The 26,631-nt window shown below is 73.0% G+C and carries 28 protein-coding genes and 2 pseudogenes; 18 read left to right on the plus strand and 12 right to left on the minus strand.

Going from position 1 to position 26,631, the window contains the following annotated elements:
- Positions 1-37 precede the first annotated feature (37 nt).
- Positions 38-1,651: a M48 family metalloprotease gene (locus ACFZAM_RS29705; protein ID WP_391050429.1), complete on the plus strand. Its 1,614-nt coding sequence runs from the start codon at positions 38-40 to the stop codon at positions 1,649-1,651.
- A 12-nt stretch (positions 1,652-1,663) separates the two neighbouring features.
- Here ACFZAM_RS29705 and ACFZAM_RS29710 read toward each other — a convergent pair whose 3' ends face one another.
- Complete coding sequence (locus ACFZAM_RS29710) at positions 1,664-2,032, minus strand: VOC family protein (RefSeq protein WP_391050430.1); 369 nt, start codon at positions 2,030-2,032, stop codon at positions 1,664-1,666.
- A gap of 27 nt (positions 2,033-2,059) precedes the next feature.
- The gene (locus ACFZAM_RS29715; protein WP_355350356.1) at positions 2,060-2,833 is read right to left on the minus strand and encodes an SDR family oxidoreductase; all 774 of its coding nucleotides are present in this window, start codon (positions 2,831-2,833) and stop codon (positions 2,060-2,062) included.
- A 78-nt stretch (positions 2,834-2,911) separates the two neighbouring features.
- Between ACFZAM_RS29715 and ACFZAM_RS29720 the strand changes: the two genes are divergently transcribed.
- The 5 genes from ACFZAM_RS29720 to ACFZAM_RS29740 all read left to right on the plus strand — a co-directional run bounded on the left by ACFZAM_RS29720 (position 2,912) and on the right by ACFZAM_RS29740 (position 7,374).
- Positions 2,912-3,472 carry a TetR/AcrR family transcriptional regulator gene (locus tag ACFZAM_RS29720; protein ID WP_355350359.1) on the plus strand — a complete coding sequence of 187 codons (561 nt, stop codon included), beginning with the start codon at positions 2,912-2,914 and terminating at the stop codon, positions 3,470-3,472.
- Positions 3,473-3,874: 402 nt separating this feature from the next.
- Positions 3,875-5,032, plus strand: coding sequence for an alanine racemase (gene alr, locus ACFZAM_RS29725; RefSeq protein ID WP_391050431.1), 1,158 nt, complete (start codon positions 3,875-3,877; stop codon positions 5,030-5,032).
- Positions 5,033-5,179: 147 nt separating this feature from the next.
- Positions 5,180-6,403, plus strand: a complete 1,224-nt coding sequence (locus ACFZAM_RS29730; RefSeq protein ID WP_355336783.1) for an alpha/beta hydrolase — start codon at positions 5,180-5,182, stop codon at positions 6,401-6,403.
- 11 nt (positions 6,404-6,414) lie between these two features.
- Complete coding sequence (gene tsaE, locus ACFZAM_RS29735) at positions 6,415-7,014, plus strand: tRNA (adenosine(37)-N6)-threonylcarbamoyltransferase complex ATPase subunit type 1 TsaE (protein WP_391050432.1); 600 nt, start codon at positions 6,415-6,417, stop codon at positions 7,012-7,014.
- Between the two features lie 150 nt (positions 7,015-7,164).
- Positions 7,165-7,374: a hypothetical protein gene (locus ACFZAM_RS29740; RefSeq protein WP_391050433.1), complete on the plus strand. Its 210-nt coding sequence runs from the start codon at positions 7,165-7,167 to the stop codon at positions 7,372-7,374.
- A 38-nt stretch (positions 7,375-7,412) separates the two neighbouring features.
- On the opposite strand, the gene ACFZAM_RS29745 is transcribed toward ACFZAM_RS29740, so the two are convergent.
- The gene (locus tag ACFZAM_RS29745; RefSeq protein WP_355336785.1) at positions 7,413-7,964 is read right to left on the minus strand and encodes a hypothetical protein; all 552 of its coding nucleotides are present in this window, start codon (positions 7,962-7,964) and stop codon (positions 7,413-7,415) included.
- Positions 7,965-8,065: 101 nt separating this feature from the next.
- Between ACFZAM_RS29745 and tsaB the strand changes: the two genes are divergently transcribed.
- The 5 genes from tsaB (at position 8,066) to ACFZAM_RS29770 (ending at position 11,699) form a co-directional block, all read left to right on the plus strand.
- The gene (gene tsaB, locus ACFZAM_RS29750) at positions 8,066-8,731 is read left to right on the plus strand and encodes a tRNA (adenosine(37)-N6)-threonylcarbamoyltransferase complex dimerization subunit type 1 TsaB (RefSeq protein WP_355336786.1); all 666 of its coding nucleotides are present in this window, start codon (positions 8,066-8,068) and stop codon (positions 8,729-8,731) included.
- Between the two features lie 44 nt (positions 8,732-8,775).
- Positions 8,776-9,303, plus strand: a complete 528-nt coding sequence (gene rimI, locus ACFZAM_RS29755; protein ID WP_355337193.1) for a ribosomal protein S18-alanine N-acetyltransferase — start codon at positions 8,776-8,778, stop codon at positions 9,301-9,303.
- Positions 9,304-9,308: 5 nt separating this feature from the next.
- Positions 9,309-10,478 (plus strand): tRNA (adenosine(37)-N6)-threonylcarbamoyltransferase complex transferase subunit TsaD, encoded by a 1,170-nt coding sequence (gene tsaD, locus ACFZAM_RS29760; RefSeq protein WP_355336787.1) that lies wholly within the window; start codon positions 9,309-9,311, stop codon positions 10,476-10,478.
- The gene (locus ACFZAM_RS29765) at positions 10,475-10,747 is read left to right on the plus strand and encodes a hypothetical protein (RefSeq protein ID WP_391050434.1); all 273 of its coding nucleotides are present in this window, start codon (positions 10,475-10,477) and stop codon (positions 10,745-10,747) included. The genes tsaD and ACFZAM_RS29765 overlap by 4 nt, the downstream gene beginning before the upstream one ends.
- Positions 10,748-10,859: 112 nt before the next feature.
- Positions 10,860-11,699 (plus strand): polysaccharide deacetylase family protein, encoded by an 840-nt coding sequence (locus ACFZAM_RS29770; RefSeq protein WP_391050449.1) that lies wholly within the window; start codon positions 10,860-10,862, stop codon positions 11,697-11,699.
- Here ACFZAM_RS29770 and ACFZAM_RS29775 read toward each other — a convergent pair.
- Positions 11,690-12,955, minus strand: a complete 1,266-nt coding sequence (locus tag ACFZAM_RS29775) for a methyltransferase domain-containing protein (protein ID WP_391050435.1) — start codon at positions 12,953-12,955, stop codon at positions 11,690-11,692. The genes ACFZAM_RS29770 and ACFZAM_RS29775 overlap by 10 nt on opposite strands.
- A gap of 231 nt (positions 12,956-13,186) precedes the next feature.
- Between ACFZAM_RS29775 and groES the strand changes: the two genes are divergently transcribed.
- Both groES and groL read left to right on the plus strand, forming a co-directional pair.
- Complete coding sequence (groES, locus tag ACFZAM_RS29780; RefSeq protein ID WP_093740451.1) at positions 13,187-13,495, plus strand: co-chaperone GroES; 309 nt, start codon at positions 13,187-13,189, stop codon at positions 13,493-13,495.
- Positions 13,496-13,631: 136 nt separating this feature from the next.
- Positions 13,632-15,257, plus strand: a complete 1,626-nt coding sequence (gene groL / locus ACFZAM_RS29785; RefSeq protein WP_355336791.1) for a chaperonin GroEL — start codon at positions 13,632-13,634, stop codon at positions 15,255-15,257.
- Between the two features lie 358 nt (positions 15,258-15,615).
- Here the strand turns inward: groL and ACFZAM_RS29790 are convergent, their stop codons facing one another.
- The 5 genes from ACFZAM_RS29790 to ACFZAM_RS29810 all read right to left on the minus strand — a co-directional run bounded on the left by ACFZAM_RS29790 (position 15,616) and on the right by ACFZAM_RS29810 (position 19,787).
- Entirely contained in the window at positions 15,616-16,392 is a 777-nt protein-coding gene (locus ACFZAM_RS29790) for an SDR family NAD(P)-dependent oxidoreductase (protein WP_391050436.1), read from the minus strand.
- A gap of 34 nt (positions 16,393-16,426) precedes the next feature.
- Positions 16,427-17,098: an MOSC domain-containing protein gene (locus ACFZAM_RS29795; RefSeq protein WP_391050437.1), complete on the minus strand. Its 672-nt coding sequence runs from the start codon at positions 17,096-17,098 to the stop codon at positions 16,427-16,429.
- Between the two features lie 10 nt (positions 17,099-17,108).
- Complete coding sequence (locus ACFZAM_RS29800; RefSeq protein ID WP_391050438.1) at positions 17,109-17,774, minus strand: MOSC domain-containing protein; 666 nt, start codon at positions 17,772-17,774, stop codon at positions 17,109-17,111.
- 19 nt (positions 17,775-17,793) lie between these two features.
- Positions 17,794-18,582 (minus strand): GNAT family N-acetyltransferase, encoded by a 789-nt coding sequence (locus tag ACFZAM_RS29805; protein ID WP_391050439.1) that lies wholly within the window; start codon positions 18,580-18,582, stop codon positions 17,794-17,796.
- Between the two features lie 74 nt (positions 18,583-18,656).
- Positions 18,657-19,787 carry an aminotransferase class V-fold PLP-dependent enzyme gene (locus ACFZAM_RS29810; RefSeq protein WP_391050440.1) on the minus strand — a complete coding sequence of 377 codons (1,131 nt, stop codon included), beginning with the start codon at positions 19,785-19,787 and terminating at the stop codon, positions 18,657-18,659.
- A gap of 84 nt (positions 19,788-19,871) precedes the next feature.
- Here ACFZAM_RS29810 and ACFZAM_RS29815 point away from each other — a divergent pair, with 84 nt between their 5' ends.
- Positions 19,872-20,777: a LysR substrate-binding domain-containing protein gene (locus ACFZAM_RS29815; protein WP_391050441.1), complete on the plus strand. Its 906-nt coding sequence runs from the start codon at positions 19,872-19,874 to the stop codon at positions 20,775-20,777.
- A gap of 151 nt (positions 20,778-20,928) precedes the next feature.
- Here the strand turns inward: ACFZAM_RS29815 and ACFZAM_RS29820 are convergent, their stop codons facing one another.
- Together ACFZAM_RS29820 and ACFZAM_RS29825 are read right to left on the minus strand one after the other, a co-directional pair.
- Complete coding sequence (locus ACFZAM_RS29820; protein ID WP_391050450.1) at positions 20,929-21,096, minus strand: pentapeptide repeat-containing protein; 168 nt, start codon at positions 21,094-21,096, stop codon at positions 20,929-20,931.
- A gap of 18 nt (positions 21,097-21,114) precedes the next feature.
- Positions 21,115-21,429, minus strand: a pseudogene (locus ACFZAM_RS29825) (WhiB family transcriptional regulator); the annotation flags it as partial.
- 469 nt (positions 21,430-21,898) lie between these two features.
- Here ACFZAM_RS29825 and ACFZAM_RS29830 point away from each other — a divergent pair.
- The 4 genes from ACFZAM_RS29830 to ACFZAM_RS29845 all read left to right on the plus strand — a co-directional run bounded on the left by ACFZAM_RS29830 (position 21,899) and on the right by ACFZAM_RS29845 (position 26,356).
- Positions 21,899-22,510, plus strand: coding sequence for a response regulator transcription factor (locus ACFZAM_RS29830; RefSeq protein ID WP_003948568.1), 612 nt, complete (start codon positions 21,899-21,901; stop codon positions 22,508-22,510).
- A gap of 225 nt (positions 22,511-22,735) precedes the next feature.
- On the plus strand, positions 22,736-23,356 hold the full coding sequence (locus tag ACFZAM_RS29835) for a sigma-70 family RNA polymerase sigma factor (protein ID WP_355336798.1): 621 nt from the start codon (positions 22,736-22,738) through the stop codon (positions 23,354-23,356).
- A 189-nt stretch (positions 23,357-23,545) separates the two neighbouring features.
- Positions 23,546-25,048 (plus strand): IMP dehydrogenase, encoded by a 1,503-nt coding sequence (gene guaB, locus ACFZAM_RS29840; protein ID WP_355336799.1) that lies wholly within the window; start codon positions 23,546-23,548, stop codon positions 25,046-25,048.
- Between the two features lie 186 nt (positions 25,049-25,234).
- The gene (locus ACFZAM_RS29845) at positions 25,235-26,356 is read left to right on the plus strand and encodes a GuaB3 family IMP dehydrogenase-related protein (protein WP_355336800.1); all 1,122 of its coding nucleotides are present in this window, start codon (positions 25,235-25,237) and stop codon (positions 26,354-26,356) included.
- Between the two features lie 173 nt (positions 26,357-26,529).
- Here ACFZAM_RS29845 and ACFZAM_RS29850 read toward each other — a convergent pair.
- A pseudogene (locus ACFZAM_RS29850) lies at positions 26,530-26,631 on the minus strand (IS481 family transposase); the annotation flags it as partial.

Genomic DNA, 26,631 nt, shown 5'->3' on the forward strand with positions numbered 1-26,631 from the left:
CCGGTGGGGGTGGGCTGGTCCTGTGGGGGGATTGTCGATGACGTTCCGGCTGCGTGCTGTGCGCGCGTTGGTGTTGCTGGTCGGGTTCGTGTTGTTGGGGTTTGTGCTGTTGGCGGCGATGGCGGCGCTGGACTGGCTGCTGGTGACGCGGTGGTTCGCGGCGGGGGCGGCGTGGTTCGAGGGCACGATTTTGATGGTCACGGCGTTGGTGGCGGTGGCGATCGTGCGGGGGATGCTGGCGTTTCTGCGGGCCGGGCGGCTGGGGTCGGTGCCGGACGGGGTGGCGGTCACGGCGCAGGAGCAGCCCGAGTTGTGGGAGCAGGTGCGGGCGGCGGCGGAGGTGGCGGGGGAGCGGGCGCCGGACGAGCTGTACCTGGTTTCCGAAGTCAACGCGGGGGTGGCGGAACAGAGCCGTCTGCTGGGCCTGTTGCCGGGGCGGCGCCGTCTGCTGCTGGGCCTGCCGCTGCTCGCGGGGCTGACCGTGCCCCGGCTGCGGGCCGTTCTGGCGCATGAGTTCGGCCACTACGGCAATCGCGACACCCGGCTCGGCGGCCTCACCCTGCGCGGCCGGGCGGCCGTACTGCACACGGTGGAGGTGTTCAGCGAGGGCACCACGCGGATGCATTACGTGGTCGGCGCCGTCTACGTCGGCTACGCCCGGATGTTCCTGCGGACCTCGCAGTCCGTCGCCCGCCAGCAGGAGTTCGCCGCCGATGAGTCGGCCGCCCGGTACGCGGGCCGTGACGCGACGGTCGGCGCACTGCGCGCCATGCCGGTCATCGACGCCGCGTACGACCACTACGTGGACACGTACGCCGGGATGGGCGGCCCCGTGGGGGCGCTGCCTCCGGTCGGCGAGGTCCTCGGCGGATTCTCGCGACTGCTCGCCGCCCGGCCGGGGGAGAGGCTCGCCGCGCTCGCGGACGGTCGACGTCCGCCGAAGCCGCACCCGTACGACTCCCACCCGCCGCTCCAGGACCGGATAGCCCGGATCGAGCGGCTGCCCGCCGACGGTGCGACGGATGAAGGTGAGGGGGAGGCGAACGCGCTGTCCCTGCTGCGGGACCAGAGCCAGGTGTTCGCCGCTCTGGAGGCGCGCACGCTGCCCCCGGAGGCGGCCGAGCGCCCGCGTCTGGCCTGGGACGACCTGGTCATGGCCCGCGCCTCGGCGGATGCCGAGGGCTGGTCCCGACCGCTGCTGCTCGCGGTCGCCAGGGCGCTGCGCGCGGAGTCGCCGGACCAGGACGGCGCGGCCCGTACGTCCCGCCGCGCCTCCTCCGAGACGGTGACGGACACCGATCTGCCCACCCTGGAGGCCGTGCTCGACGCCTTCGACCACGGCCTGCTGTGGATGGCGGTCGCCGACCGTATCCCCAAGCCGCCGCAGGCGGGCCGCCTGACCGGCGCGTCGGCGCGCAACTTCATCCGGCCCGTGGTCTTCGACGGGCTGGCCGGTCTCATCCAGCTCCGTCTCATCGAGTCCGGACTCGCCGCCCCCGACATCGCCTGGACGGGCCGCCCCGGACTTGTTCTCCCGCCGGCCTGGGAGAACGGCATGGACGACGCCATCGACGCGGCCATCGCCGACACGCCCGACACGGCCCCCCTCCGCACGCTCCTCGCCGCCGCCGACCGGGAGGTCGTCCCGTAGCCGTCGCGGGGGTCAGGCCGGGCGAACGCAGAAGGGGTGCCCGGCCGGACTGGCGTAGACCCGGGCGCCCTCGCGGCCGGCAGAGCCGACGTCGCCGGTCGGCCGCAGCCGTCGGCCGCCGGCCGCGAGCACCCGCGTGTCGGCGCTCTCCATGTCGTCCGTCGCGAGGTCGAAGTGCATCTGCTGGGAGGTCCCGTCGGGCCACCGCGGCATGACATGCCCCGGAACCCGCTGGACCACGAGCACGGGGAATCCGTCGCTGCGCAGGAAGTGGTGCGTGGCCGTCCGGGTGACCGAGCCGCCGAGCAGGCGGTGCCAGAACGCGCCTTCGCTCTCCGGGTCCGCGGCGTCCACGATCAGTGACGTCAGCCTGAAGGTCACAGTGTCTCTCCTCGGAATCGCTGGGGCTCAGACGGTGGGGATGATGCCGCCGTCGACCCTGAACTGGGCGCCGGTGAGCCATTTGGCGCGGTCGGACGCGAGGAACGCGATCATCTCGGCGACGTCCTCGGGTTCGCCGGGCCGTCCCATCGGCAGCTTCAGGTGCTCCACGATCCGCTGCGTGACGTCGTCGACGCCGATGCCCTCACTGTCGGCCATCCGCCGGAGGTGGCCGGCGGCTCCCTCGGTGACGACGAAGCCCGGCAGCACGCACACCACGCGTACGCCGTGGCCGCCCACCGCCGTCGCCAGTTCGCGGCTGTAGGCGTTGAGCGCCGCCTTCGACGCGGCGTACGACGCCTCGGCGGGCTGGGGGAGGTGGCTGGCGATGGACGAGACGTGCACCACGACGCCCGAGCCGCGCTCGACCATCCCCGGAACCAACGCCCGGTCGAGCCGGACCGCGCTGAGCAGATTCATCTCCAGGTCGGCGAGCCACGACGCGTCGGACCGCTCCAGAGTCGGCATCGGCCCGGTCGCGGCTCCCGCGTTGTTCACCAGGACGTCAACGCCTCCGACGCTGTCCAGCACGCGCTGCCCCAGTTCCCGCACCCCCTCCTCGGACCGCAGGTCGGCCGGGATGAAGGCGGCGTCCAGGTCGTCCGGCGGCGCGGTGCGCGAGGCCGTCAGCACCGTGGCGCCCGCGGCGGCGAAGCGGCGGGCCGTCGCCTCCCCGAGCCCTCGGCTGCCGCCGGTCACCAGCACACGCAGGCCGTCAAGCCCCTCGTTCTCGATCGTCACGGACGTTCTCCCCAGTAAAGTGAACCCGACTCCGGAAACTGTACACAAGCGGAGTCCGATTCACCTTATGGAGGACTGTTGCCGTCACCACGCCCGTTGCGCGCCGACGCCCGCCGCAACCGCGAAGCGCTCCTCGCCGCCGCGCGCGAAGCACTCCTCTCCGACGACGACGCCCACGTCGAGGAGATCGCCCGCCGTGCCGGTGTGGCCGTCGGCACGCTGTACCGCCACTTCGACACCCGCGAAGCCCTTGTCGCCGACGTGTACCGCCAAGAGGTCGCCGACCTCTGCGCGGCCCCCTCCCGGCTGCTCGCCCAGCACGCCCCCGACGAAGCCCTGCGCGCCTTCCTCCTGCTGCTCGTGGAGCACGCGGCGGTCGGCCGCGGCATGGGCGAAGTGCTGGAGAGCATCATGGCGACCGACTCGCCCGTCTTCGACGACACCCGCGCCGAGATGGCCCGTGCCCTGGACCACCTCCTCACCGCCGGCGCCGCCGCCGGCCTCATCCGCGAGGACGTCAGCGGCCGCCTCCTCCTCCGCGCCCTCGGCGGCATCTGCGGCCTGCGCTCCGAAGGCTGGCAGGACGACGCCGTACGCATCGCCTCACTCCTCTACAACGGCCTCCGCCTCCCCACCTAGCGCCTGTCCGGCGAATCACGAACGGCCCCTGCGACCCCTGCCCCGCCCGGCCACCCCCGCGGACCGTCGGCCGCCGACGCACCCGAGCCCACCCCCTCCCCGGCCACCACAGCGGACCGTCGGACACTGACGTACCCGAGCCCACCCACCCCCCTCCGCCACCCCCACCGGCGGGCGGACGCCGACGTACCGGGAGGGGACGGGCCGGGGTGCCCCCGCAGGGGGACGAACGGAAAGGGGCTGGACGTTTTCGAAGTGGGTGCACGTTCGTCGCCCGAGGAGGTGCCCCGGACCGGCACCGACCCAGGCACAAGCGGCACCCGCAGACGACAAAACACCCGCACGGGTGGGCGGGCGGGCGGGAAAGACACGCCCAGCACCCGACCTGAGACACTGACCGCAATGGACGAGAAGCGGATGCGCGGCTGGGCACAAGTGGACCTGACCGCGCTGCGAGCAAACGTGAGAGCGCTGCGCGCAAAGGCACCCACGGCCGCGTTCATGGCCGTCGTGAAGGCCGACGCCTACGGCCACGGAATGGTCCCGTGCGCCAAGGCGGCCGTCGAGGCCGGAGCGACCTGGCTCGGCGTGGCCACCCCCGAGGAAGCCCTGACCCTGCGGGCAGCGGGCCTGAAGGCCCGCACCCTGTGCTGGCTGTGGACCCCCGGAGGGCCCTGGCGGGAGTGCGTCGAAGCCGACATCGACGTGACGGTGAGCGCGATGTGGGCGCTCCGCGAAGCCACGGCGGCGGCCGAGGCGGCCGGCCGCCCGGCCAGGGTGCAGCTCAAGATCGACGCGGGCCTCGGCCGCAACGGCGCCCAGCCCGCCCAGTGGCCCGAACTGGTCGCACGGGCCCGCGCGGCCGAGCGCGACGGCCTCATCCGGGTGACAGGAGTGTGGGCGCACTTCAGCTGCGCCGACGAACCGGGCCACCCCTCCATCGAGCGGGAGCTGAACGTCTTCAAGGAGGCCCTGGCGCAGGCCGAGGCGGCGGGCCTCACCCCCGAGGTGCGGCACCTCGCGAATTCGCCGGGCACCCTGACGCTGCCGGAGGCGCACTTCGACCTGGTGCGGCCGGGCGTGGCGATGTACGGCATCTCGCCGGTGCCCGAGATCGGCGGTTCCGCGGACTTCGGGCTGCGGCCGGTGATGACGGTCGTCGGCCGCCTGGCGTCGGTGAAGCGGGTGCCGGGCGGGCACGGGGTGAGCTACGGGCACAAGTACGTGACGCCGGGCGAGACGACGTTGGCGCTGGTGCCGCTGGGCTACGCGGACGGCGTGCCGCGGCACGCCTCGGGCACGGGCCCGGTGCTGGTCGCGGGCAAGTGGCGGACGGTCGCGGGCCGGGTCGCGATGGACCAGTTCGTGGTGGACCTCGGCGGCGACGCGGCCGAGCCCGGCGACGAGGCGGTGCTGTTCGGCCCCGGTGACCAGGGCGAGCCGACCGCCGAGGACTGGGCACGGGCGTGCGGCACGATCGCGTACGAGATCGTCACCCGCATCGGCGCGCGGGTCCCACGGGTATACGTGGGCGCCAGCGACGGCGCGCCGTGCCCGTAGGCGTGACCGGCCCCCTGGTCTCGGCGGGCGAGACCACAGGCGGCAGCGACGACGCCCCGTGTCCCACGGCGTGATCGGCGCGCGGGTCCCGCGGGTATACGTGGGGGAAGGCGCCGGTCCCGGCGCAGGCGACAGCGATGGAGCACCGTGCCAGAAGGCGTGAAGTGGGAGAAGGCAGGGCTGGTCGGCGCGGCGATCGGGGTGGTCGCGGCGGGCGCCGCCGCGGGCGTGGCGATCGAGCGGGTGACCGTCGGCCGCGGGATGCGCCGCCGCGCCCGGCTGGCGCTGGACTCGGCGGGCCCGTACGGAACGCTGCGCGGACAGCCCGGCACGGTCGCGGCGGAGGACGGCACGGAGCTGTACTACGAGACCGAGGACGTCGCGCCGCCCGAGCCCGAGCCGCAGACACCGCCCTCGCGCCGCAGCCGCGGCTGGCTGCGCCGCCGCGCCGAGGCGCCGCAGCCGGTGACGGTGGTGTTCTCGCACGGGTACTGCCTGAACCAGGACTCCTGGCACTTCCAGCGGGCGGCGCTGCGCGGCACCGTACGGGCGGTGTACTGGGACCAGCGCAGTCACGGCCGCAGCGAGCGCGGACGGGACCAGGTGGCGGGCGGGCCCGCCACCATCGACCAGCTGGGCCGCGACCTGAAGGCGGTGCTGGACGCGGCGGTGCCCGAGGGCCCGGTGGTGCTGGTCGGGCACTCGATGGGCGGGATGACGGTGATGGCGTTCGCCGACCAGTTCCCCGAGTACGTCGAGGAGCGGGTCGTCGGCGTCGCGTTCGTCTCGACGTCGGCGGGGAAGCTGGCCGCGGTGACGCTGGGGCTGCCCGCCGCGGGCGCGCGGGCGTTCCGGGCGCTGGCGCCCGCGGTGCTGCGGGCGCTGGGCAGCCAGGCGGATCTGGTCGAGCGGGGGCGGCAGGCCACCGCCGACCTGTTCGCGGGGATCATCAAGCGGTACTCGTTCGGCTCCGACGTGGACCCGGCGGTCGGCCGGTTCGCCGAGCGGCTGATCGAGTCGACGCCGATCGACGTGGTCGCCGAGTTCTATCCGGCGTTCACCGACCACGACAAGGGCGACGCGCTGTCGGTGCTCGACGGGCTGCCCGGTCTCGTACTGGCGGGGGACAAGGACCTGTTGACGCCGAGCGCGCACAGTACGGAGATCGCCGAGAAGCTGCCGGACGCCGAACTGGTGATCGTGGAGGGCGCGGGGCACCTGGTCATCATGGAGCGCCCCGAGGTGGTGAACGCGGCGCTCGCGCTGCTGATCGCGCAGGCCGCGGACTCGGTGCGCGCACCGGTCCCGCAGGTGCTGCGCGACCTGGCGGCGGCGCGGGCGTCGACCCGTACGACGGCCGCCGACGCGTAACATTCGCGTTCATGGCCACACCGCACGATGCCACGCCGCCGCACGAGCCCGCCGCGCAGAACGCCGCCGAGCACGAGGCGGTGCGGCGCGGCGCGACACCGCACGAACCGGGCTCCGTGGGGATCACCGTCCCCACCCCCGACCTGATGCGCGACCTGGGCCGCCGCCTGGCCGCGCTGCTCGCCCCCGGCGACCTGGTGCTGCTCAGCGGCGAGCTGGGCGCGGGCAAGACCACGCTGGCCCGCGGCCTCGGCGAGGGTCTGGGCGTACGCGGCGCCGTCACCTCCCCGACCTTCGTGATCGCCCGCGTCCACCCCTCCCTGACCGCGGGTCCCGCGCTGGTGCACGTGGACGCGTACCGCCTGGGCGGCGGCCTGGACGAGATGGAGGACCTGGACCTCGACGTGTCGCTCCCCGAGTCCGTGGTCGTCGTGGAGTGGGGCGACGGCAAGGTCGAGGAGCTGTCGGAAGCGCGGCTCCAGGTCGTCATCGCCCGTACGGTCGGCGGCCCGGCGGACGGGGACGGCGAGGGCGACGACGTACGCGAGGTGACCGTCACCGGCGTCGGCCCGCGCTGGACCGGCCAGGACCTCACCGCGCTGCGCGCCTGACCCTCGCTCCGATCCCCCGTTCGGCCCCCGCTCCGCCCTCCGTTCCGACAGGCTGTCGGCAAGATGTTGCGCGAGGGCGGCCGGGCGTGGTCTGCTGGTTGCGGGTACCTGGTTAGGGCGCCCTAACTACGTCTCTTCGGGGAGGCGCACATGTCGGCCCAGATCCGGACCCAGGACACGCGGGACCCGCGGCGGGACACCCCGCCGCCCAACGTCGGCGCCCTGCTGGCCGCCGGAGCCGCGGCCCGCACACTGTCGACCCCGCCGGACGACGGCGAGGAGCCCGCGCCGACGGACCCGCCGGTCACCACGGCGACGGGCAGGACGACGGACGCGCCGGAGGCAGAAACCGGCGCGTGAGACGCGCGGCTACTTCACGACGCGTCTACTCCGCGTGCCTACTTCACGACGAAAACACTGCTGCCAATCGTCGCGATCTGCCACAGCGCCGTGCCGTCGAGCCGCGTCTCGCGGATCGCCGCCGTCTGCTTCGAGGGATCAGGCTTCGCCAGCGACCCGTCCGCGGCCGCGCTGAAGCCGACGTTTATCCCGTCGGTCGTCGCGAAGAGCACCACGTGCTCGACCTGGGCGCCGTCGCCTCCTATGCCGGAGGCGCGCCGCGAGAAGACGCGGTGTATCCCCACGCTCGGCGCCACATTGCCCGCGACCACCGCGTAGGTGCGGTCGACCTTCTCCGCGTCACCGACCAGCCACACCCGCTTGGCGGAGATGCTGTAGACCACGCGCCTGCCGGTGCCGGAGGCGGCGGGCAGCGGATACGTCTTCGGCGTCGGCTTCGTGCTGGGCGACTTCACGGCCGAGGTGGAGGGCCTGGCCTGCGGCGGCTGGTCGGGCGCGGAGCCCGCCGCCTGCGCGGCGAGCACGGCGATGACGACCAGGGCAGCCGCAGTGAGCCCCGAGACCAGGGTGCTCGACTTGATCCGCGCCACGGTTGTCCTCCGGATGGGGTTCGCACATGCTCCCGGTTGACGGTAGCAGCCGCGCCGCCCGCGGCCACGACCGTACGGGCGCGCGCCGTACCCTTGGGGACGTGCTGCTGCTTGCCTTCGATACCGCCACACCCGCCGTCACCGCCGCCCTGCACGACGGGGAGCGGGTCCTCGCCGAGTCGACCGTCGTCGACGCGCGCCGGCACGGCGAGTTGCTGATGCCCGCGATCGACCGGGTCCTGGTCGCCGCCGACCGTACGCTCGCCCACGTCACCGGCGTCGTGGTCGGCGTCGGCCCGGGACCGTACACCGGGCTGCGCGTCGGCCTGGTGACGGCCGCGTCCTTCGGGGACGCGCTGGGCGTCCCCGTGCACGGCGTGTGCACCCTGGACGGGCTGGCCTGGGCCGCGGGCGCGGCCGGGCTCGACGGGCCGTTCACCGTGGCCACCGACGCCCGCCGCAAAGAGGTGTACTGGGCGCGCTACGACGACCCGCGGCACCGCGCCACCGAGCCCGCCGTGGACCGCCCGGCCGACATCGCGGACGCGGTACGCGGCCTGCCGTCGGTCGGCGCGGGCGCCGCGCTGTACCCGGAGGTCTTCACCGACCGCCGTCAGGGCACCGAGGACCAGTCGGCGGGCGCGCTCGCGGCGCTGGCCGCGTACCGGCTGGCCGCTGACGAGCCCTTCGACCCGCCGCTGCCGCTGTACCTGCGGCGGCCGGACGCGCAGGTGCCCGCCGGGTACAAGGCGGTACTGCCGAAGTGACCGGGGCCGCTCACGGGAGCGCCACCGCCGTGACGCTGCGCGAGATGCGCTGGTGGGACCTGGACGCCGTACTGGCCCTGGAACACGACCTGTTCCCCGAGGACGCCTGGTCGCGCGCGATGTTCTGGTCGGAGCTGGCCGACGCCCGGCACCCGGCCGCGACCCGCTTCTACGTGGTCGCGCAGGACGCCGGGGGACGGCTCGTCGGCTACGCGGGGCTCGCCGCCATCGCCGGAACGGGTGATGTGCAGACCATCGCCGCCGCCCGCGACCACTGGGGCACCGGGCTCGGCGCCCGGCTTCTCACCACACTGCTGCGCGCCGCCACCGACGCCGAGTGCCACGAGGTGCTGCTGGAGGTACGGGTCGACAACACCCGCGCCCAGCGGCTCTACCAGCGCTTCGGCTTCGAGCCGATCGGCTTCCGCAAGGGCTACTACCAGCCGGGCAACGTGGACGCCCTCGTCATGCGGCTCGCCGACCCGGCCGCCACCCCCGTCGCCCCCGCCGCCTTCGCGCAGACCGACGAAACCGACCCGGCCGCCCCGCCTCCCACCCGTACAGGAAACTGAGATCCATGGCTGACGAACCCCTTGTCCTCGGCATCGAGACCTCGTGCGACGAGACCGGCGTCGGCATCGTGCGCGGCCACACGCTGCTGGCCGACGCGGTCGCCTCCAGCGTCGACGAGCACGCCCGGTACGGCGGTGTGGTCCCCGAAGTGGCCAGCCGCGCGCACCTGGAGGCGATGGTCCCCACCATCCAGCGCGCGCTGAAGGACGCCGGGGTCGCCGCGAGCGACCTGGACGGCATCGCGGTCACGGCGGGCCCCGGGCTCGCGGGCGCGCTGCTGGTCGGGGTGTCGGCGGCGAAGGCGTACGCGTACGCGCTCGGCAAGCCGCTGTACGGCGTCAACCACCTGGCCTCGCACATCTGCGTGGACCAGCTCGAACACGGCGCGCTGCCCGAGCCGACGATGGCGCTGCTGGTGTCCGGCGGGCACTCGTCGCTGCTGCTCGCGCCCGACATCACCAGCGACGTACGGCCGTTGGGCGCGACCATCGACGACGCGGCGGGCGAGGCGTTCGACAAGGTCGCCAGGGTGCTGGGGCTCGGCTTCCCCGGCGGCCCGGCGATCGACCGGCACGCCCGCGAGGGCGACCCCGGGGCCATCGCCTTCCCGCGCGGCCTGACCGGCGGGCGCGACCCGGTCTACGACTTCTCCTTCTCCGGCCTGAAGACCGCCGTGGCGCGCTGGGTCGAGGCCCGGCGCAGGGACGGCCAGGACGTGCCGATCGCCGATGTGGCCGCGTCCTTCCAGGAGGCCGTGGTGGACGTGCTGACCCGCAAGGCGATCCGCGCCTGCCGGGACAACGGCGTCGACCACCTGATGATCGGCGGCGGTGTCGCCGCCAACTCCCGCCTGCGGTCACTGGCGTTGGAGCGCTGCGAGGACGCGGGCATCCGGCTGCGGGTGCCGCGCCCCGGCCTGTGCACCGACAACGGCGCGATGGTCGCGGCCCTCGGCGCCGAGATGGTCGCGCGCGGCCGGGCCTCCTCCACCCTCGACCTGCCCGCCGACTCCTCGCTGCCGGTCACGGAGGTGTCGGTGCCCGGCCACACCCACCCCGGCCCGCACGGCCACGGGCCGGGCCACGGGCACCCGCACGCACACGACCACGGGCCGGGCCACGCGCACGACCACGACCATGTGCACGAGCTGAGCAAGGACAACCTGTACGGATGACCGTCACGCTGATGTGGGAGGCCGCCGCCGCAGAAGGCCGCGGCCCCGACCTCCTCGACTGGGCCAGGAAGCAGGCCCGTACGCTCCCCGGCACGCCGACCCGCCGCGAATTCCTCACCGCGCCCGACGACCGGGTGCTCATCCTCACGTGGTGGGACGCGCCCTACGACGCCGTACTGCCGGAACTGCCCGACCCGGACGGGACGTTGGTGCGCCGCCAGGTGCACCGCTGGCGCTTCACCTCGGTGTCGGTGGAACCCGGCGCCTGAAAGTCGCATCAGCCAGGGTGTGCACCACGATCCCCTGACCCCCGTCCCCACCCGCGCCCGTCGCCGCCCCGGCGGTCGCCCGGCCCGTACCGGCAGCAGGGCCGCTCTCCCGCTGCTGGCGGCGGCCTGCCTGCTGCTCGTCGCGGGCTGCTCGGGCAGCACCTCGACGTCCGCCTCGACGCCCGGCCCGTCCGCGCCGACGGGCACGGCCACGAGCGCGGGCGGCACCGGGAAGCCCACCACGCCAGGCGGCTCCGCGCAGGCCGAGCGCGCCGCCGCCTTCCGCAAGTGGGGCATACCCGTGCTCGCGGACCCGCCCCCGCCGCCCGCGGTGAAGCCGGTCAAGACCGGCAAGGGGCTGCTGCCGGTGGTCAGCGACGTCCCGACGACGCGGAAGATCGTCTTCGTCACCTTCGACGACGGCGCGGAGAAGGACCCGAAGTTCGTGCGGATGATGCAGGACCTGAAGATCCCCTTCACCATGTTCCTGACGAACGCGATCATCCAGAACGACTACGGCTTCTTCAAACCGCTCCAGGCGCTGGGCAACTCGATCGAGAACCACACCCTGACCCACCCCAACCTGAACACCGAGTCGCTCGCCGCGCAGAAGCACGAGATCTGCGGCCAGCAGACGAAACTCACCCACGAGTACGGCACCGCGCCCGGCCTCTTCCGCCCGCCCTACGGCAACCACAACGCCGCCACCAAGGAGGCCGTGCGGTCCTGCGGTGGCCTGCGCGCGATCATCCTGTGGCGCGAGTCGATGCAGATCAAGAAGGTGCAGTTCCAGCGGCCCGACCACATGTTCCACCCCGGCGACATCATCCTGGCGCACTTCCGCGGGCCCAGTGAGCTCAAGGGCGAGTCGATGACGAGGATGACCGCGAACATGCTCCGGCAGATCGCCCAACAGGGCTTCACCGTGGCCCGGTTGGAGGACTACGTCTGAGAGGTCCCGGTCACCGGCCGCCCGAGCAGCATCGAGGGCGCGCCCGCCACCCGGGTCAGGAACACGGTCGCCGCGTGCGGCCCCCGCGGCTTGACCCGGCGCCGCACCTCCTCGGGCTCCACCGCCGACCCGCGCTTCTTCACCGTCAGCACGCCGACCTCGCGCTCCCGCAGCAGCGCCTTGAGCCGCTTCAGCCCGAACGGCAGCACATCGCCGATCTCGTACGCCGTCGCGTACGGCGTCGGCCGCAGCTCGTCCGCCGTCACGTACGCGATGGTCTCGTCGATCAGGCCGCCGTCCAGCGGGGCCGCCGCCTCCGCCACCAGATGCGCGCGGATCACCGCGCCGTCCGGCTCGTACAGATACCGGCCGACCGGGCGGACCTCCGGGTCGGGCAGCGGTGCCGCCGTGCGCAGACTGGCCCCGCCGGGCAGCAGCGTGGCGCGTACGGCGCCGGGCTCGGTGCCGAACCACAGCGCCGCCTCCTTCACGTCACCGCGGTCCGAGACCCACTCCGCCTCGGCCTCCGGCGGCACCGCCTCGTGCGGAATGCCGGGCGCGACCTTCACCGCGGCGAATGGCACCGCACGGGCCGCGGCCAACGCCCAGGACAGCGGCGGCGCGTACGCCTCGGGGTCGAAGGTCCGCCCGCCCGCCGCCCGGCCGCCACCCCTCATCGACGTGCCGCGCGCGGCCCCGCCCGGTCCGCCGGTCCGGCGCGCCGGGTCCACGAACACCGCGTCGAACCCGGCGGTGTCCACCTCCGTCACGTCCGCGCAGCGCACCTCGATCAGGTCGGCCAGGCCCAGCGCCGCCGCGTTCGCCCGCGCCGCCGCGCACGCCAGCGGGTCCCGGTCCACGGCCAGCACCTCGATCCCGGCCCGCGCCAGCGCGAGGGCGTCCCCGCCGATGCCCCCGCACAGATCCGCCAGCCGCCGCACGCCGAGCGCCCTGAAGCGCTCCGCACGGTGCGTCGCGACACTCTTCCGAGTGGACTGCTCCACGCCGTTCGGCGTGAAGTACATCCGGTACGCGTCCTCCTCGCCGAATTTCGCCACGGCCCGCTGCCGCAGCCGCGCCTGCCCCAGCGCCGCCGACACCAGCCCGGCGTCGTACGTGCGCCGCAGCCGGGTGGCCGCCGCCAGCTCGTCGGCGGGGCTGTGCTCCCGCAACTCCGCGAGCAGCGCCTGTCCGTCGCCGGACAGCAGCCCGGCAAATCCTTGGAGGTCCACCCGGCCATTGTCCCCGCCCGCCATGCGCCGGACGACGGGGCCTGGTACCCCCGAGGGGTACCCCTTTGGAGGGCGTCGCCTGGCACTCCGCTTGACCGAGTGCTAAGCGCGTCCTAGTCTCGGTTCTGGCACTCGGCACCGCTGAGTGCCAGCACTCAGCGACGGGCAGGTCCGGCACCCGCGACGACGGGCCTACCAGGTCGCCGACCCAGACAGACACTCTTCCGTGAGCCCTTTGAAGGGGGAGGTCGGATCGTGACGACCGCCAGCACCAAGGTTGCCATCAAGCCGCTCGAGGACCGCATCGTGGTCCAGCCGCTGGATGCCGAGCAGACCACGGCCTCCGGCCTGGTCATCCCGGACACCGCCAAGGAGAAGCCCCAGGAGGGCGTCGTCCTGGCCGTCGGTCCGGGCCGCTTCGAGGACGGCAACCGCCTGCCGCTCGACGTCTCCGTGGGCGACGTCGTGCTCTACAGCAAGTACGGCGGCACCGAGGTGAAGTACAACGGCGAGGAGTACCTCGTCCTCTCGGCTCGCGACGTCCTCGCGATCGTCGAGAAGTAAGCACCGCTTTTACCGCAGCAGTGATCCCGCCCCGGGTTTCCGCGTCCTACGGACCGGGCGCCCGGGGTGGTTTCGTTGCCTGCTCCTGCCGTCCTTGACGACGTGATTTGACGAGTAGACGAGGTAGTTCACAGGCATGGCCAAGACCCTGAAGTTCGACGAGGACGCCCGTCGCGCCCTTGAGCGCGGCGTCAACAAGCTCGCCGACACCGTGAAGGTGACGATCGGTCCCAAGGGCCGCAACGTCGTCATCGACAAGAAGTTCGGCGCCCCCACCATCACCAACGACGGCGTGACCATCGCCCGTGAGGTGGAGCTGGAGGACGCCTACGAGAACCTGGGCGCCCAGCTCGTCAAGGAGGTGGCGACCAAGACCAACGACATCGCGGGTGACGGCACCACCACCGCGACCGTGCTGGCCCAGGCCCTGGTCCGCGAGGGCCTGCGCAACGTGGCCGCGGGCGCCTCCCCGGCCGCCCTGAAGAAGGGCATCGACGCCGCCGTCAAGGCCGTGTCCGAGGAGCTGCTCGCCACCGCCCGCGCGATCGAGGGCAAGGAGGACATCGCTGCCGTCGCCGCGCTGTCCGCGCAGGACAAGCAGGTCGGCGACCTGATCGCCGAGGCGATGGACAAGGTCGGCAAGGACGGTGTCATCACCGTCGAGGAGTCCAACACCTTCGGCCTGGAGCTGGACTTCACCGAGGGCATGGCGTTCGACAAGGGCTACCTGTCGCCGTACTTCGTCACCGACCAGGAGCGGATGGAAGCGGTCCTCGACGACCCCTACGTCCTCATCCACCAGGGCAAGATCTCCTCGATCCAGGACCTGCTGCCGCTGCTGGAGAAGGTCATCCAGTCCGGCGCGTCCAAGCCGCTGCTGATCATCGCCGAGGACGTCGAGGGCGAGGCCCTGTCGACCCTGGTGGTCAACAAGATCCGCGGCACGTTCAACGCCGTCGCCGTCAAGGCGCCCGGCTTCGGTGACCGCCGCAAGGCCATGCTGGGCGACATCGCGACGCTGACCGGCGCCACGGTCATCGCCGAGGAGGTCGGCCTCAAGCTCGACCAGGCCGGTCTCGACCTGCTCGGCACCGCCCGCCGCATCACCGTCACCAAGGACGACACCACGATCGTCGACGGCGCCGGTGACAAGGCCGAGATCGAGGGCCGCGTCAACCAGATCAAGGCCGAGATCGGCACCACCGACTCGGACTGGGACCGCGAGAAGCTCCAGGAGCGCCTGGCCAAGCTCGCCGGCGGCGTCTGCGTCATCAAGGTCGGCGCGGCCACCGAGGTCGAGCTCAAGGAGAAGAAGCACCGTCTGGAGGACGCCATCTCCGCGACCCGCGCCGCGGTCGAGGAAGGCATCGTCTCCGGCGGCGGCTCCGCGCTCGTCCACGCCGTCAAGGTCCTGGAGGGCAACCTCGGCAAGACCGGTGACGAGGCGACCGGTGTCGCCGTCGTCCGCCGCGCCGCCGTCGAGCCGCTGCGCTGGATCGCCGAGAACGCCGGTCTCGAGGGCTACGTCATCACCGCCAAGGTGGCCGAGCTGGAGAAGAACCACGGCTTCAACGCCGCCTCCGGTGAGTACGGCGACCTCGTCAAGGCCGGCGTCATCGACCCGGTCAAGGTCACGCGCTCCGCGCTGGAGAACGCGGCCTCGATCGCGTCGCTGCTGCTGACGACGGAGACGCTGGTCGTGGAGAAGAAGGAAGAGGAGCCCGCTGACGCGGGGCACGGTGGGCACGGTCACTCCCACTGAGTGACGTCCGTCGGTTCCACCGGGGCGGCCCCGGCACCCTCACGAGGGTGCCGGGGCCGCCCCCTTTCCCCACCCCCGGGGCGGTTCTTCTGCCGAGGCGGCACGCCGTGTAGTTAGGGGCGCGGGGAACTGCGCGCTCAGCCACGGCGCTGGTGCGCCGTGAAAACCGGCCCCAGCGGGGCAGTCGCTGTTGTTCTCGGGCTGAAAGCCCGGTGGGGGCTGGTCGCGCAGTTCCCCGCGCCCCTAAAAGCAGGCCCTGCGTCGGCGCCGCGCGTGTACCCGTGCCCCAGAAAAACAGGCCCTGCGTCGGCGCCGCGCGCGTACCTGCGGCCCTGGGGGCGTGAGCTGAGGGATTGGCTTACCCACGGGGGTCGAAGCGGCGGCCGGCGCGGGTGGAGGCGGCTGCGTAGAGGCCGGGAGGAAGGTGCCGGGCAAGAGAGACGGCGAGTTTGTAGCGGGCGGAGGGCACGCTGAGAATGCGCCGGCGGGCGAGATCACGCAGGGCCGCCGTGACCACGGCATCGGCGTCGAGCCAGGCGAAGGAGGGCAGCCGGGAGGCGTCCATCCCGGCCCGGGCGTGGAATTCGGTGCGGACGAAGCCGGGGCACAGGGCGAGGAGCCGCACCCCGGACCCGGCCGTCTCGGCGGCCACGCCCTCGGTGAAGTGGACGATCCACGCCTTGCTGGCCCCGTACGTGCCGCGAGGCATGTAGGCCGCGACGGACGAGACGTTGATCACGTACCCGCGCCCCCGCGGACGCATGGTCTCGATGGCCGCGCCGGTGAGGCGCAGCACGGCCTCGCAGTGCAGCTTGAGCATGCGCAGCTCGTCGGACATGGGGGCGTCGAGGAAGGTGCCGTGGTTGCCGAAACCGGCGTTGTTGACGAGGACGTCGACGGGCCGTTCCCGGTCGCGCAGCCGCGCTTCCACGGCGGCGATCCCGTCGTCGGTGGTGAGGTCGGCGGGGAGCACCTCGACGTCGGCCCCGTACAACTCGCGCAGCCCGGCCGCGGTGTCGGCGAGCCGCTGTTCGTCGCGGGCGACGAGGACGAGGGCGTGTCCGTCGGCGGCGAGCCGTCGTACGAAGGCCGCTCCGATGCCGGAGGTCGCGCCGGTGACCAGTGAAGTCGTCATCCCGGCAGCGTACGGGCCGCCGCCGGACCCTTCGTCAACGCGCCGGACTCAAGCGGCTGTTGACCGCCTCCAGATACGTACGGTTCATGGTGTCGGCCGCGGCCATGACCCGCGGCAGCAGCTCGGGCTCCAGCGTCATCGCCCGGAAGAGGAAGGCCACGGTGACCTCGTGGTCCGGCCGGTGCACGACCTCGACCGGGTCCCCGGCGCGGACCTCGCCCGGTGTGATCACCCGCAGGAACGGGCCAGGCAGCCCCTCCCGGGTGAACCGCTTGACCCATCCGCGTTCGTCCAGCCACCCGGCGAAGGTGCGGCACGGGATGCGGGGCGAGGTCACTTCGAGGACGAGCCCCGCGGCGCCGATCCGCCAGCGCTCGCCGATCAGCGCGGCGTTGACGTCGATGCCGGTGGTGGTCAGATTCTCGCCGAAGCGGCCGTCGGGCAGCTCGCGCCCCAGCCGCCGCTCCCAGCGGTCGAGATCCTCGCGGGCGTACGCGTACACCGCCTGTTCGTCGCCGCCGTGGAAGCGCAGGTCGCAGACGGTGTCCCCGGCGAGGCCGCCGCCCGCGACGCCGCGCGGTCCGGGCGCCGTGACGGCGACGGGTCCGGTCACCGGGAGCTTCCCGATGCCGGTGAGGCCGCCTTCGCCGTCGGTGTAGGGCACGACGAGGGGGCGGGCGACGTTCACGGAGCGCACTCGGGACATGGGAGGCAGCCTATTTCGCGTCGCGGGCGAGGCGGCGGCGGATCGCGTCGCGGTCCTCGCGGGGGAGGGCGTCGAGGCCGGTCAGCAGCGGCAGCAGTTCGGGCTCGGTGGTGAAGGCCCGGAAGGACAGCGCGACGGTGACCTCGTGGTCCGGCCGGTGCACGACCTCGACCGGGTCCCCCGCGCGGATCTCGCCCGGCTCGATCACCCGCAGATACGGGCCCGGCAGCGCCGCGTCGGTGAAGCGCCGCAGCCACCGGTTCTCGCCGAGCCAGCCCGCGAAGGTCGCGCACGGGATGCGCGGGCAGGACACCTCCAGGAGGGGTCCGCGCGCGCCGATCCGCCAGCGCTCGCCGATCAGCGAGGCGTTGACGTCGATGCCGGAGGTGGTCAGATTCTCGCCGAAGAAGCCGTTGGCGAAGGTACGGCCCAACTCGCGGCCCCAGTGGTCGAGGTCTTCGCGGGCGTACGCGTAGACGGCCTGGTCGGCGCCGCCGTGGTGCTTGACGTCGTGCGCGCGGTCACCGGCCAGACCGACCGCGCCGTCCCCCTTCGGACCCGGCGCGGTGACCCGTACCGGGCCGGTGACCGGCCGTTTGTCGATGCCGGTCGCCGGCAGCCGCTTCCACGGGTTGGGGCGCGGGTGGCCGATGTTGACGCTCAGCAGCAGTCCCATGCGGGGCGCGCCTCCGCTCTCAGGGCTGGTAGAGGTACGGGGTGGTGACGCTCAGGGCACTGAAGCCGAGGCGCTGGAGGATGGGGCGGCTGGCGTCCATCGCGTCGACCTGGAGGTAGCGGTAGCCGCGGGCGGCGGCGATACGGGCCCGGTGGGCGATCAGCGCGCGGTAGACGCCGCGCCCCCGCCACTCGGCGACGGTGCCGCCGCCCCACAGGCTCGCGAAGTCCTTGCCCGGCGGCATCTCCATGCGGGCCCCGCAGACCGGCCGGTCGCCCGCCATCGCCAGCACCAGCGCGATCTCGTCCGGCGCCTGCGCGAGCGCGTCCAGCAGCCGCTCGCGCAACTGCTCCGCGCCCGTACCGAACGCCTCCTCGTGCACGGCGGCCAGCAGGTCCACCCCGGCGGCGTCGGTCACCTCCACCAGCCGTACACCGTCCGGCGGGACGGGCTCGCCGGGCAGCGCCGCGACCTCCGCGACCATCAGCGTCTCCGGCTCCTCCGGCACGAACCCCGCCGCGCGCAGCCGCTCGCCCAGATCGGCCGGCCGGTCGTGCGAGTAGAGCTTCCACTCGAACTCCCGGCCCGCCCCCTCGGGCGACTTCAGCCACGCGAGCTGCGCCTGGACCGCGGGGCCCGCGCTGCCCTCGTCCAGCTCCGACCAGAGCACCCCGCTCCAGTCGTGCACGGCGGCCCCCACCTGCCGCACCACCCCGCCGCTCCGCTCCACCCGCGTCCCCGCCCCCTCCGGCGGAGCGTCCCGCCGCATCTGAGCATCGAACAACCCGAGTACATAAGCGCGATCCATCCCCCCATCCCAACACGCCCACCCCCCCACCCCCAACCGATTTCCCCCCGCGACGCGCCCCGCCGGGAGAGGCGTCAGGCGAGGGATTCGAGGGTGTGGTCGATGTCGGAGGGGGTGTTGTAGAGGTGGAAGGCGAAGCGGAGGGAGGTGGTGGGGGTGGAGAAGCGGACGGCGGCGGCGGTGAGGCGGGCGGGGGCGGTCGGGGGGAGGGCGACGGTGACGGTGGCGGAGGGGCCGGGGACGGGGGTGTGGCCGAGGGCGGTGAGGCCGTCGCGGAAGCGGGCGGCGAGGGCGGTGTCGTGGGCGTGGATCGCGGGGACGCCGATCTCCTCGATCAGGGAGAGGGAGGCGGCGGCGCCGACGAGGGGGAGGTAGGCGGGGCGGGCGTCGAAGCGGCGGGCGCCGGGGGCCAGCCGGGTGACGGGGCCGTAGCACCACTCCCAGGGGTCGTCGGCGGCGTACCAGCCCGCGAAGCCGGGGGAGAGGGTCGGCTCGGCGCCCGCGCGCACGGTCAGGAAGCAGGCGCCGTGCGGGCTGAGCAGCCACTTGTAGGCGTGGCAGACCACGTAGTCGTAGTCGTCGGCGCACAGCGGGAGCCAGCCGACGGACTGGGTGCCGTCCAGGAGCGTACGGGCGCCGTGGGCCGCGGCGGCGGCGCGGATCGCGGGCAGGTCGGCGACCCGGCCGTCGGCGGACTGCACGGCGCTGACGGCGACCAGCGCGGTGCCCGGCCGCACCGCGTTGGCGAGCGCGTCCAGCGGCACGATCCGCAGGTCCAGGTCCTCGCGGGCGGCGAAGGGCTGCACGAGGGAGCTGAAGTCCCGGTCGGCGACGACCACTTCGGCGCCGGGCGGCAGCCGCGCCGCGATCAGCCCGACGCTCTCGGCGACCGTGCTGGCCAGCGCCACCCGCTCCACCGCCACCCCGACGATCCGGGCGTAGGCGGCGCGCGCCGAGACGACGGCCGCCTCGAAGGCGTCGGTGTCGGGGCGGCCCGCCGCCCACTCGTCGACGGCCCCGCGCAGCGCCGCCGCGGTGCGGGCCGGGAGCAGCCCGACGGTGGCGGTGTTGAGGTAGGGCGCGGCGGGGTCGAGGTCCGGATACTCGGCACGGATGAGGCGGTCCGCGGCGAGGCCGTCCCCCGAGGCGCCGCCGGCGCCCGCGCCCGTACCGCTGCCTGTGCTGCCGAATGCGATGGCGTCCATGGCTCCTCAGCGTGGCGCGGGCCCGCCTCAAAGTCCATTACCGATATCTGTCGGGTATCCCTAAGTTCCGCTTATGGTGGGCGGATGATCGAGGCACGTCATCTCCGGGTGCTGCGGGCCGTCGCCCGCACCGGTTCGTTCTCCGCGGCGGCCCGCGAACTGGGCTGCACCCAGCCCGCCGTCAGCCAGCAGATGAAGGCGCTGGAGCACTCCGCGGGCACCCCGCTGCTGGTCCGCGGCGCCCGCGAGACCCGGCTGACGGAGGCGGGTGACGTGCTGGTCAGGCACGCCGTCGGCATCCTGGCCGGGCTGACGGCGGCCGAGGAGGAGGTCGCGGCGATCGCGGGGCTGCGGGCCGGACGCGTACGCCTCACCTCGTTCCCCTCGGGCAGCTCCACGCTGGTGCCGGGCGCGGTCGCGGCGATGCGCGCGCAGTACCCGGGCACGAAGGTGTCGCTGGAGGAGGCCGAGCCGCCGCGCTCGGTGGAGATGCTGCGCGCGGGCGACTGCGACATCACCCTGGCGTTCCGCTACGTGGATCTGCCGACCCCGGCCGAGGAGTCGTGGGACGACCTCGTCGTGCGCCCGCTGCTCACCGACCGGCTGGTCGGCGTCGTCCCGGAGGGGCACGCCCTCGCCGTCGGCGGGCGCCCGGTGGACATCGCGGAGCTGGAGCAGGAGCAGTGGATCGCGGGGTGCGCGCGCTGCCGCCGCCACCTCGTGGAGGTGTGCGAGCGGGCCGGGTTCACCCCGCGGATCGACTTCGCGACCGACGACTACCCGGCGGTGGTCGGCCTGGTGGCGGCCGGTCTCGGGGTCGCGGTGCTGCCGGAGCTGGCGCTGGAGTCGGTACGTCCCAAGGGCGTCGCCGTGGTGGAGGTGCGTCCGGCCGTGCAGCGCGAGGTGGTGGCCCTCACGCTGCCCGATCTGGCGAACGTCCCGGCGGTGGACATGATGCTCGGCCGCCTCGCGCAGGCGGCGGCCCGCTGATCTCAGGGCACCGGTCGCCCGTCAGCCGGGCCCGGCGGGCGGCGCGCCGCGCGTGCCGTACGCGGCAGGGCGGACGGGGCCGACGGAACCGGGAGTGCCGACGGAACCGGGAGTGCAGGAACGATTCTGCTGGCGTCTCGCGGAAGCGCGCTCACACGTGGGACGCGTCGCGGATGTCGGACGCGTCGTGCAGGTCGGCGTCGTGCAGGTCAGAATCGTGCAGGTCGGCGTCGTGCAGCTCGGACCTGTCGTGCAGGTCGGTGTCGTCCAGGTCGGCGCCATGCAGGTCGGCGTCGTGCAGGTCGGTCGCGTCGCGCACGTCCGACGGCTCGCGCTCGGAGCGGCCCGCTTCGGCGTCCGCCGAGGGCATCCGCGACCGCGAGCGGCCCGTCATCGCCTCGCGCTCGTCCTCGGTGAGGCCGCCCCAGACCCCGTAGGGCTCGCGGACGGCGAGGGCGTGGGTGGCGCATTCGGCCCGTACGGGACAGCGCATGCACACCTCCTTGGCGGAGGCCTCGCGCGCGCTCCGGGCGGCGCCCCGCTCGCCCTCGGGGTGGAAGAAGAGCGAGCTGTCGACGCCTCGGCAGGCGGCCACGAGCTGCCAGTCCCAGAGGTCGGCGTTGGGGCCGGGAAGGCGGGAGAAGTCTGCCATTGCTTATCCCCTCGGAGGGTGTGTGTCGGTCTGGGAGGCCGTGAAGAGTCAGCGTCTCGACCGTACATCTACTGTCGTAGTAGATGTAAATATGACTCATCGCCAATCTAGTGGCGAATAGCCCACAAGGCGCGAAAGAGCGTCCAAACAGTGAAAAATCTGGCATAACACCCGTTCGGCAGCATCCGGGCAGGGCCGCTCGGCCGTAGAGGAATCGTTCCGCCTCCGAAATACCGGCTCTCTCACCCGTCTGACCTGCGGCCTGGGCAATCCGTGTGCGCATGATCACGTAGAGTGCCGATGACCGTCGGCAAACTTCGTAACTCTTTCGGGTGAGGGTCGTTGAGTCTGGCGGAAGCGGTTGGCGGACAAGTGAATCGGGCAGGTGCCCGAGGCCGTCAGCCTCAACGGTGAACATTCGTACAGCCTGGAGGCACAACGTGACGCGGTTCAGCTGCGGAGGGCGGTCATGACTTCTGTCCTCGTCTGCGACGACTCCCCGCTCGCCCGAGAGGCCCTGCGCCGCGCGGTGGCCACCGTGCCCGGTGTCGAGCGCGTAACCACCGCGGCCAACGGCGAGGAAGTCCTCCGCCGCTGGGGTGCCGACCGGTCGGACCTGATCCTGATGGACGTCCGCATGCCCGGCCTCGGCGGCGTCGAGACCGTACGGCGGCTGCTGTCGGCCGACCCCGGCGCCCGGATCATCATGCTCACGGTCGCCGAGGACCTGGACGGCGTGGCGCTCGCCGTCGCCGCCGGTGCCCGCGGCTACCTGCACAAGGACGCCTCGCGCGCCGAACTGCGGGCGACCGTGACGCAGGCGCTGGCCGACCCCACCTGGCGGCTCGCCCCGCGGCGGCTGCGCTCGGCCGAGATGGGCGCCGCGCCCACCCTCACCGCCCGCGAGATCCAGGTGCTCGAAGGCATGAGCCACGGACGCTCCAACGCCGAGATCGGCCGCGAGCTGTTCCTCTCCGAGGACACCGTGAAGACGCATGCCAGGCGGCTGTTCAAGAAGCTCGGCGCGTCCGACCGGGCCCACGCCGTGGCGCTCGGCTTCCGCTGGGGCCTGGTTCGCTGAGCCGTCGTGTCGTACGCCCGAGAGGGCGGCCGTTCCGGCGAAGTCGCCCACAAGTCCTCGGTTTCCCGGGGGAGGACGCATGCTTGACGTATGGACTTCCTCGGGGATCGGCGGGGGCCTCACATGGCGGAGATGACAGCGTCGGGTTCGGCCGCTCATAACGCTTCGGTGCAGAAGTACGGCCGCGATGACGCGGATCGCGCCGCGGCGAGGCACCATGGGTGGATGCGCGACGACGACACTCCGGCCATCGGTGCCCTTGTCCGGCGCGCAGTCGACGGCGACGAGCAGGCGACACACGACCTGCTCGCGCATGTCCACCCGCTCGCCGAGCGGTACTGCCGCACCAAACTGTCCCGTCTTCCGGGCGACGCCCGGCACTTCGTCGACGACCTCGCCCAAGAGGTCTGTCTCGCGGTGCTGTGCGCCCTGCCCCGCTACCGCGACCTGGGGCGGCCGTTCGAGGCCTTCGTGGTCTCCATCGCCGCCCACAAGGTCGCCGATCTGCAACGGGCCGCCATGCGCGGGCCCGGCAGCACCGCCGTTCCGTCCGACGAGATGCCGGAGAAACCGGACGATTCTCTCGGCCCCGAGGAGCGCGCGCTCCTCAACAGCGACGCCGCCTGGGCCAAGAAGCTGCTCGACAACCTCCCTGACCACCTGCGCGAGTTGGTGCTGCTGCGGGTCGCCGTCGGGCTGAGCGCCGAGGAGACCGGCCAGGTGCTCGGCATGTCGCCGGGGGCCGTACGGGTGGCGCAGCACCGCGCGCTCAGCCGGCTGCGCGCCATCGCGGAACAGACGGCGGGGGCGCCCGCCGCCGGGGACGCGCCGGGACTCTCGGCGTAGGACACGCGGAAACGGACGGGCGGGCCCGGCACCGGGCCCGGCACCCGGGTGCGACGGCGCGGTCCGGCCGCGCGGTCCGACCGCTGGTGACCGTACGGGTGTACGGGCCCGGCCGAGGGCGTCATGGGAATAGCGGCGAAGCCACTACCATTGAACAACTCGCCGGGCAAGACCATTCGGGAAGGTGTCATGACGCTGAACGCCGACGGAGTAGCTGAGAAGTTCGCCACACTCGGGCTGACCTATGACGATGTGCTGCTGCTTCCGGGGGCGTCAGAGGTGCTGCCCAACCAGGTGGACACCTCCTCCCTCATCTCCCGCAACGTCCGGGTGAACATCCCGCTGCTGTCCGCCGCCATGGACAAGGTCACCGAGGCCCGGATGGCCATCGCGATGGCCCGCCAGGGCGGCGTCGGCGTGCTGCACCGCAATCTGTCGATCGAGGACCAGGTCAACCAGGTCGACCTGGTGAAGCGGTCCGAGTCCGGCATGGTCACCGACCCGATCACCGTCAGGCCCGACGCGACGCTCGCCGACGCGGACGCGCTCTGCGCGAAGTTCCGGATCAGCGGCGTGCCCGTCACCGACGCGTCCGGGCGGCTGCTCGGCATCGTCACCAACCGCGACATGGCCTTCGAGAGCGACCGCTCCCGCCAGGTCCGCGAGGTCATGACCCCGATGCCGCTGGTCACCGGCCAGGTCGGGATCTCCGGGGTCGACGCGATGGCGCTGCTGCGCCGCCACAAGATCGAGAAGCTGCCGCTGGTCGACGCCGACGGCAAGCTCAGCGGGCTCATCACCGTCAAGGACTTCGTCAAGGCCGAGCAGTACCCGAACGCGGCGAAGGACTCCGAGGGCCGGCTGCTGGTCGGCGCCGCCGTCGGCGCCAGCCCCGAGGCGCTGGACCGCGCCCAGGCGCTGGTCGGCGCGGGCGTCGACTTCCTCGTCGTGGACACCTCGCACGGCCACAACAGCAACGCGCTGAACTGGATGGCGAAGATCAAGTCCAGCGTCGGCGGGGTCGACGTGGTCGGCGGCAACATCGCCACCCGTGACGGCGCACGCGCCCTCATCGACGCCGGTGTCGACGGCGTCAAGGTCGGTGTCGGACCCGGCTCCATCTGCACCACCCGCGTCGTCGCGGGCATCGGCGTCCCGCAGGTCACCGCGATCTACGAGGCCGCGCAGGCGTGCATCGAGGCCGGGGTGCCGGTCATCGGCGACGGCGGCCTCCAGTACAGCGGCGACATCGGCAAGGCGCTCGCCGCGGGCGCCAGCAGCGTCATGCTCGGCAGCCTGCTCGCCGGGTGCGAGGAGTCCCCCGGGGAGCTGCTCTTCATCAACGGCAAGCAGTTCAAGTCCTACCGGGGCATGGGGTCGCTCGGCGCGATGCAGTCCCGCGGCCAGGGCCGCTCCTACTCCAAGGACCGCTACTTCCAGGCCGAGGTCTCCTCCGACGACAAGCTCGTGCCCGAGGGGATCGAGGGCCAGGTGCCGTACCGCGGACCGCTGTCCGCCGTCCTCCACCAGCTCATCGGCGGTCTCCGGCAGACCATGGGCTACGTCGGCGCCGCCGCCGTCTCCGAGATGGAGTCCAAGGGGCGGTTCGTCCGCATCACCGCCGCCGGGCTCAAGGAGTCCCACCCCCACGACATCCAGATGACCGTAGAGGCCCCCAACTACCACGGCTGACGCCGCGCTTGCGCGGGACCTGGTCCTCCGGGCCGCGGCCCCGGGCGGTTCTTCTCCCCGCGCCCCCACGGGGCACAGGTCCTGTGCCGAGGCAGCGCGCGGGGGCGCATCCCCGACGGGGCACGGGCCGCCCGCGGGCCGAACGGGGATACTGAGGGGCCGCAGGTCAAAAGAAAGGCGCAGGACGTGACAGAGATCGAGATCGGTCGGGGCAAGCGAGGCCGCAGGGCGTACTCGTTCGACGACATCGCCGTCGTGCCGAGCCGGCGCACCCGGGACCCGAAGGAGGTCTCGATCGCGTGGCAGATCGACGCGTACCGCTTCGAGCTGCCGTTCCTCGCGGCGCCCATGGACTCGGTGGTGTCGCCGGAGACGGCGATCAGGATCGGGAACCTCGGCGGCCTCGGGGTGCTGAACCTCGAAGGGCTGTGGACCCGGTACGACGACCCGGAGCCGCTGCTCGCGGAGATCTCGGAGCTGGACGACACCCGGGCGACGGCCCGCCTCCAGGAGATCTACGCGGCGCCGATCCGCGAGGAGCTGATCGGGCAGCGGATCAAGGAGGTCCGGGACGCGGGCGTCGTGACGGCGGCCGCGCTGTCGCCGCAGCGCACCGCGCAGTTCTCGAAGGCGGTCGTGGACGCGGGCGTCGACCTGTTCGTGATCCGCGGCACCACGGTCTCCGCCGAGCACGTCTCCGGCTCGCACGAGCCGCTGAACCTCAAGCAGTTCATCTACGAACTCGACGTGCCGGTGATCGTCGGGGGCTGCGCCACGTACACGGCGGCGCTGCACCTGATGCGGACCGGCGCCGCGGGCGTCCTCGTCGGCTTCGGCGGCGGCGCCGCGCACACCACGCGCAATGTGCTGGGCATCCAGGTGCCGATGGCGACCGCGGTGGCCGATGTCGCCGCCGCCCGCAGGGACTACATGGACGAGTCCGGCGGCCGGTACGTGCACGTCATCGCGGACGGCGGCTTCGGCGCCAGCGGTGACCTGCCCAAGGCGGTCGCGTGCGGCGCGGACGCGGTGATGATGGGCTCGCCGCTGGCCCGCGCCACCGACGCGCCGGGCCGCGGTTTCCACTGGGGCATGGAGGCGGTCAACACCGAACTGCCGCGCGGCAAGCGGATGAACCTCGGCACCGCGGGCACCACCGAGCAGATCCTGCTCGGCCCGTCCCACGCGCCCGACGGCTCGATGAACTTCTTCGGCGCCCTGCGCCGCTCGATGGCCACCACCGGCTACTCGGACCTGAAGGAGTTCCAGCGCGTCGAGGTGACGGTCTCCCCGACCCACCACCGCTAGGGCGTGTCCGTAAAGTCTCGCCTGGCTGGCGGCGCCTGGCACGCACGCTCGCTGCGTTGTCGGGCTCATCCGAATAGGCCCACTATGAGGACGCCCCTCCGCCTTGCGATCGCACGCACCAGACACCGCCAGCCCCGCCCTCCGGGCGGACGACGCGACTTTACGGACACGCCCTAGATGTATTGACCTGGAGGGTTGTTGACGCGGGTGATGGGTGGCTGGCCGCCGAGTGCGGTGTGGGTGCGGTGGTGGTTGTAGGTGTGGAGGAAGTCTGC

Origin of the sequence: Streptomyces sp. NPDC008079, from assembly GCF_042957385.1 — a bacterium.
Classification (GTDB): domain Bacteria; phylum Actinomycetota; class Actinomycetes; order Streptomycetales; family Streptomycetaceae; genus Actinacidiphila.

Coding starts and splice junctions, on each gene's coding strand:
- ACFZAM_RS29810 (WP_391050440.1), bottom strand. CDS start 19,787: ATGGACGCCATCGCATTCGGCAGCACAGGCAGCGGTACGGGCGCGGGC.
- ACFZAM_RS29705 (WP_391050429.1), top strand. CDS start 38: ATGACGTTCCGGCTGCGTGCTGTGCGCGCGTTGGTGTTGCTGGTCGGG.
- ACFZAM_RS29830 (WP_003948568.1), top strand. CDS start 21,899: ATGACTTCTGTCCTCGTCTGCGACGACTCCCCGCTCGCCCGAGAGGCC.
- ACFZAM_RS29815 (WP_391050441.1), top strand. CDS start 19,872: ATGATCGAGGCACGTCATCTCCGGGTGCTGCGGGCCGTCGCCCGCACC.
- ACFZAM_RS29790 (WP_391050436.1), bottom strand. CDS start 16,392: ATGACGACTTCACTGGTCACCGGCGCGACCTCCGGCATCGGAGCGGCC.
- ACFZAM_RS29765 (WP_391050434.1), top strand. CDS start 10,475: ATGACCGTCACGCTGATGTGGGAGGCCGCCGCCGCAGAAGGCCGCGGC.
- tsaE (WP_391050432.1), top strand. CDS start 6,415: ATGGCCACACCGCACGATGCCACGCCGCCGCACGAGCCCGCCGCGCAG.
- alr (WP_391050431.1), top strand. CDS start 3,875: ATGGACGAGAAGCGGATGCGCGGCTGGGCACAAGTGGACCTGACCGCG.
- ACFZAM_RS29795 (WP_391050437.1), bottom strand. CDS start 17,098: ATGTCCCGAGTGCGCTCCGTGAACGTCGCCCGCCCCCTCGTCGTGCCC.
- tsaD (WP_355336787.1), top strand. CDS start 9,309: ATGGCTGACGAACCCCTTGTCCTCGGCATCGAGACCTCGTGCGACGAG.
- guaB (WP_355336799.1), top strand. CDS start 23,546: ATGACGCTGAACGCCGACGGAGTAGCTGAGAAGTTCGCCACACTCGGG.
- ACFZAM_RS29805 (WP_391050439.1), bottom strand. CDS start 18,582: ATGGATCGCGCTTATGTACTCGGGTTGTTCGATGCTCAGATGCGGCGG.
- ACFZAM_RS29835 (WP_355336798.1), top strand. CDS start 22,736: ATGCGCGACGACGACACTCCGGCCATCGGTGCCCTTGTCCGGCGCGCA.
- ACFZAM_RS29740 (WP_391050433.1), top strand. CDS start 7,165: ATGTCGGCCCAGATCCGGACCCAGGACACGCGGGACCCGCGGCGGGAC.
- ACFZAM_RS29800 (WP_391050438.1), bottom strand. CDS start 17,774: ATGGGACTGCTGCTGAGCGTCAACATCGGCCACCCGCGCCCCAACCCG.
- rimI (WP_355337193.1), top strand. CDS start 8,776: ATGCGCTGGTGGGACCTGGACGCCGTACTGGCCCTGGAACACGACCTG.
- ACFZAM_RS29775 (WP_391050435.1), bottom strand. CDS start 12,955: ATGGCGGGCGGGGACAATGGCCGGGTGGACCTCCAAGGATTTGCCGGG.
- groL (WP_355336791.1), top strand. CDS start 13,632: ATGGCCAAGACCCTGAAGTTCGACGAGGACGCCCGTCGCGCCCTTGAG.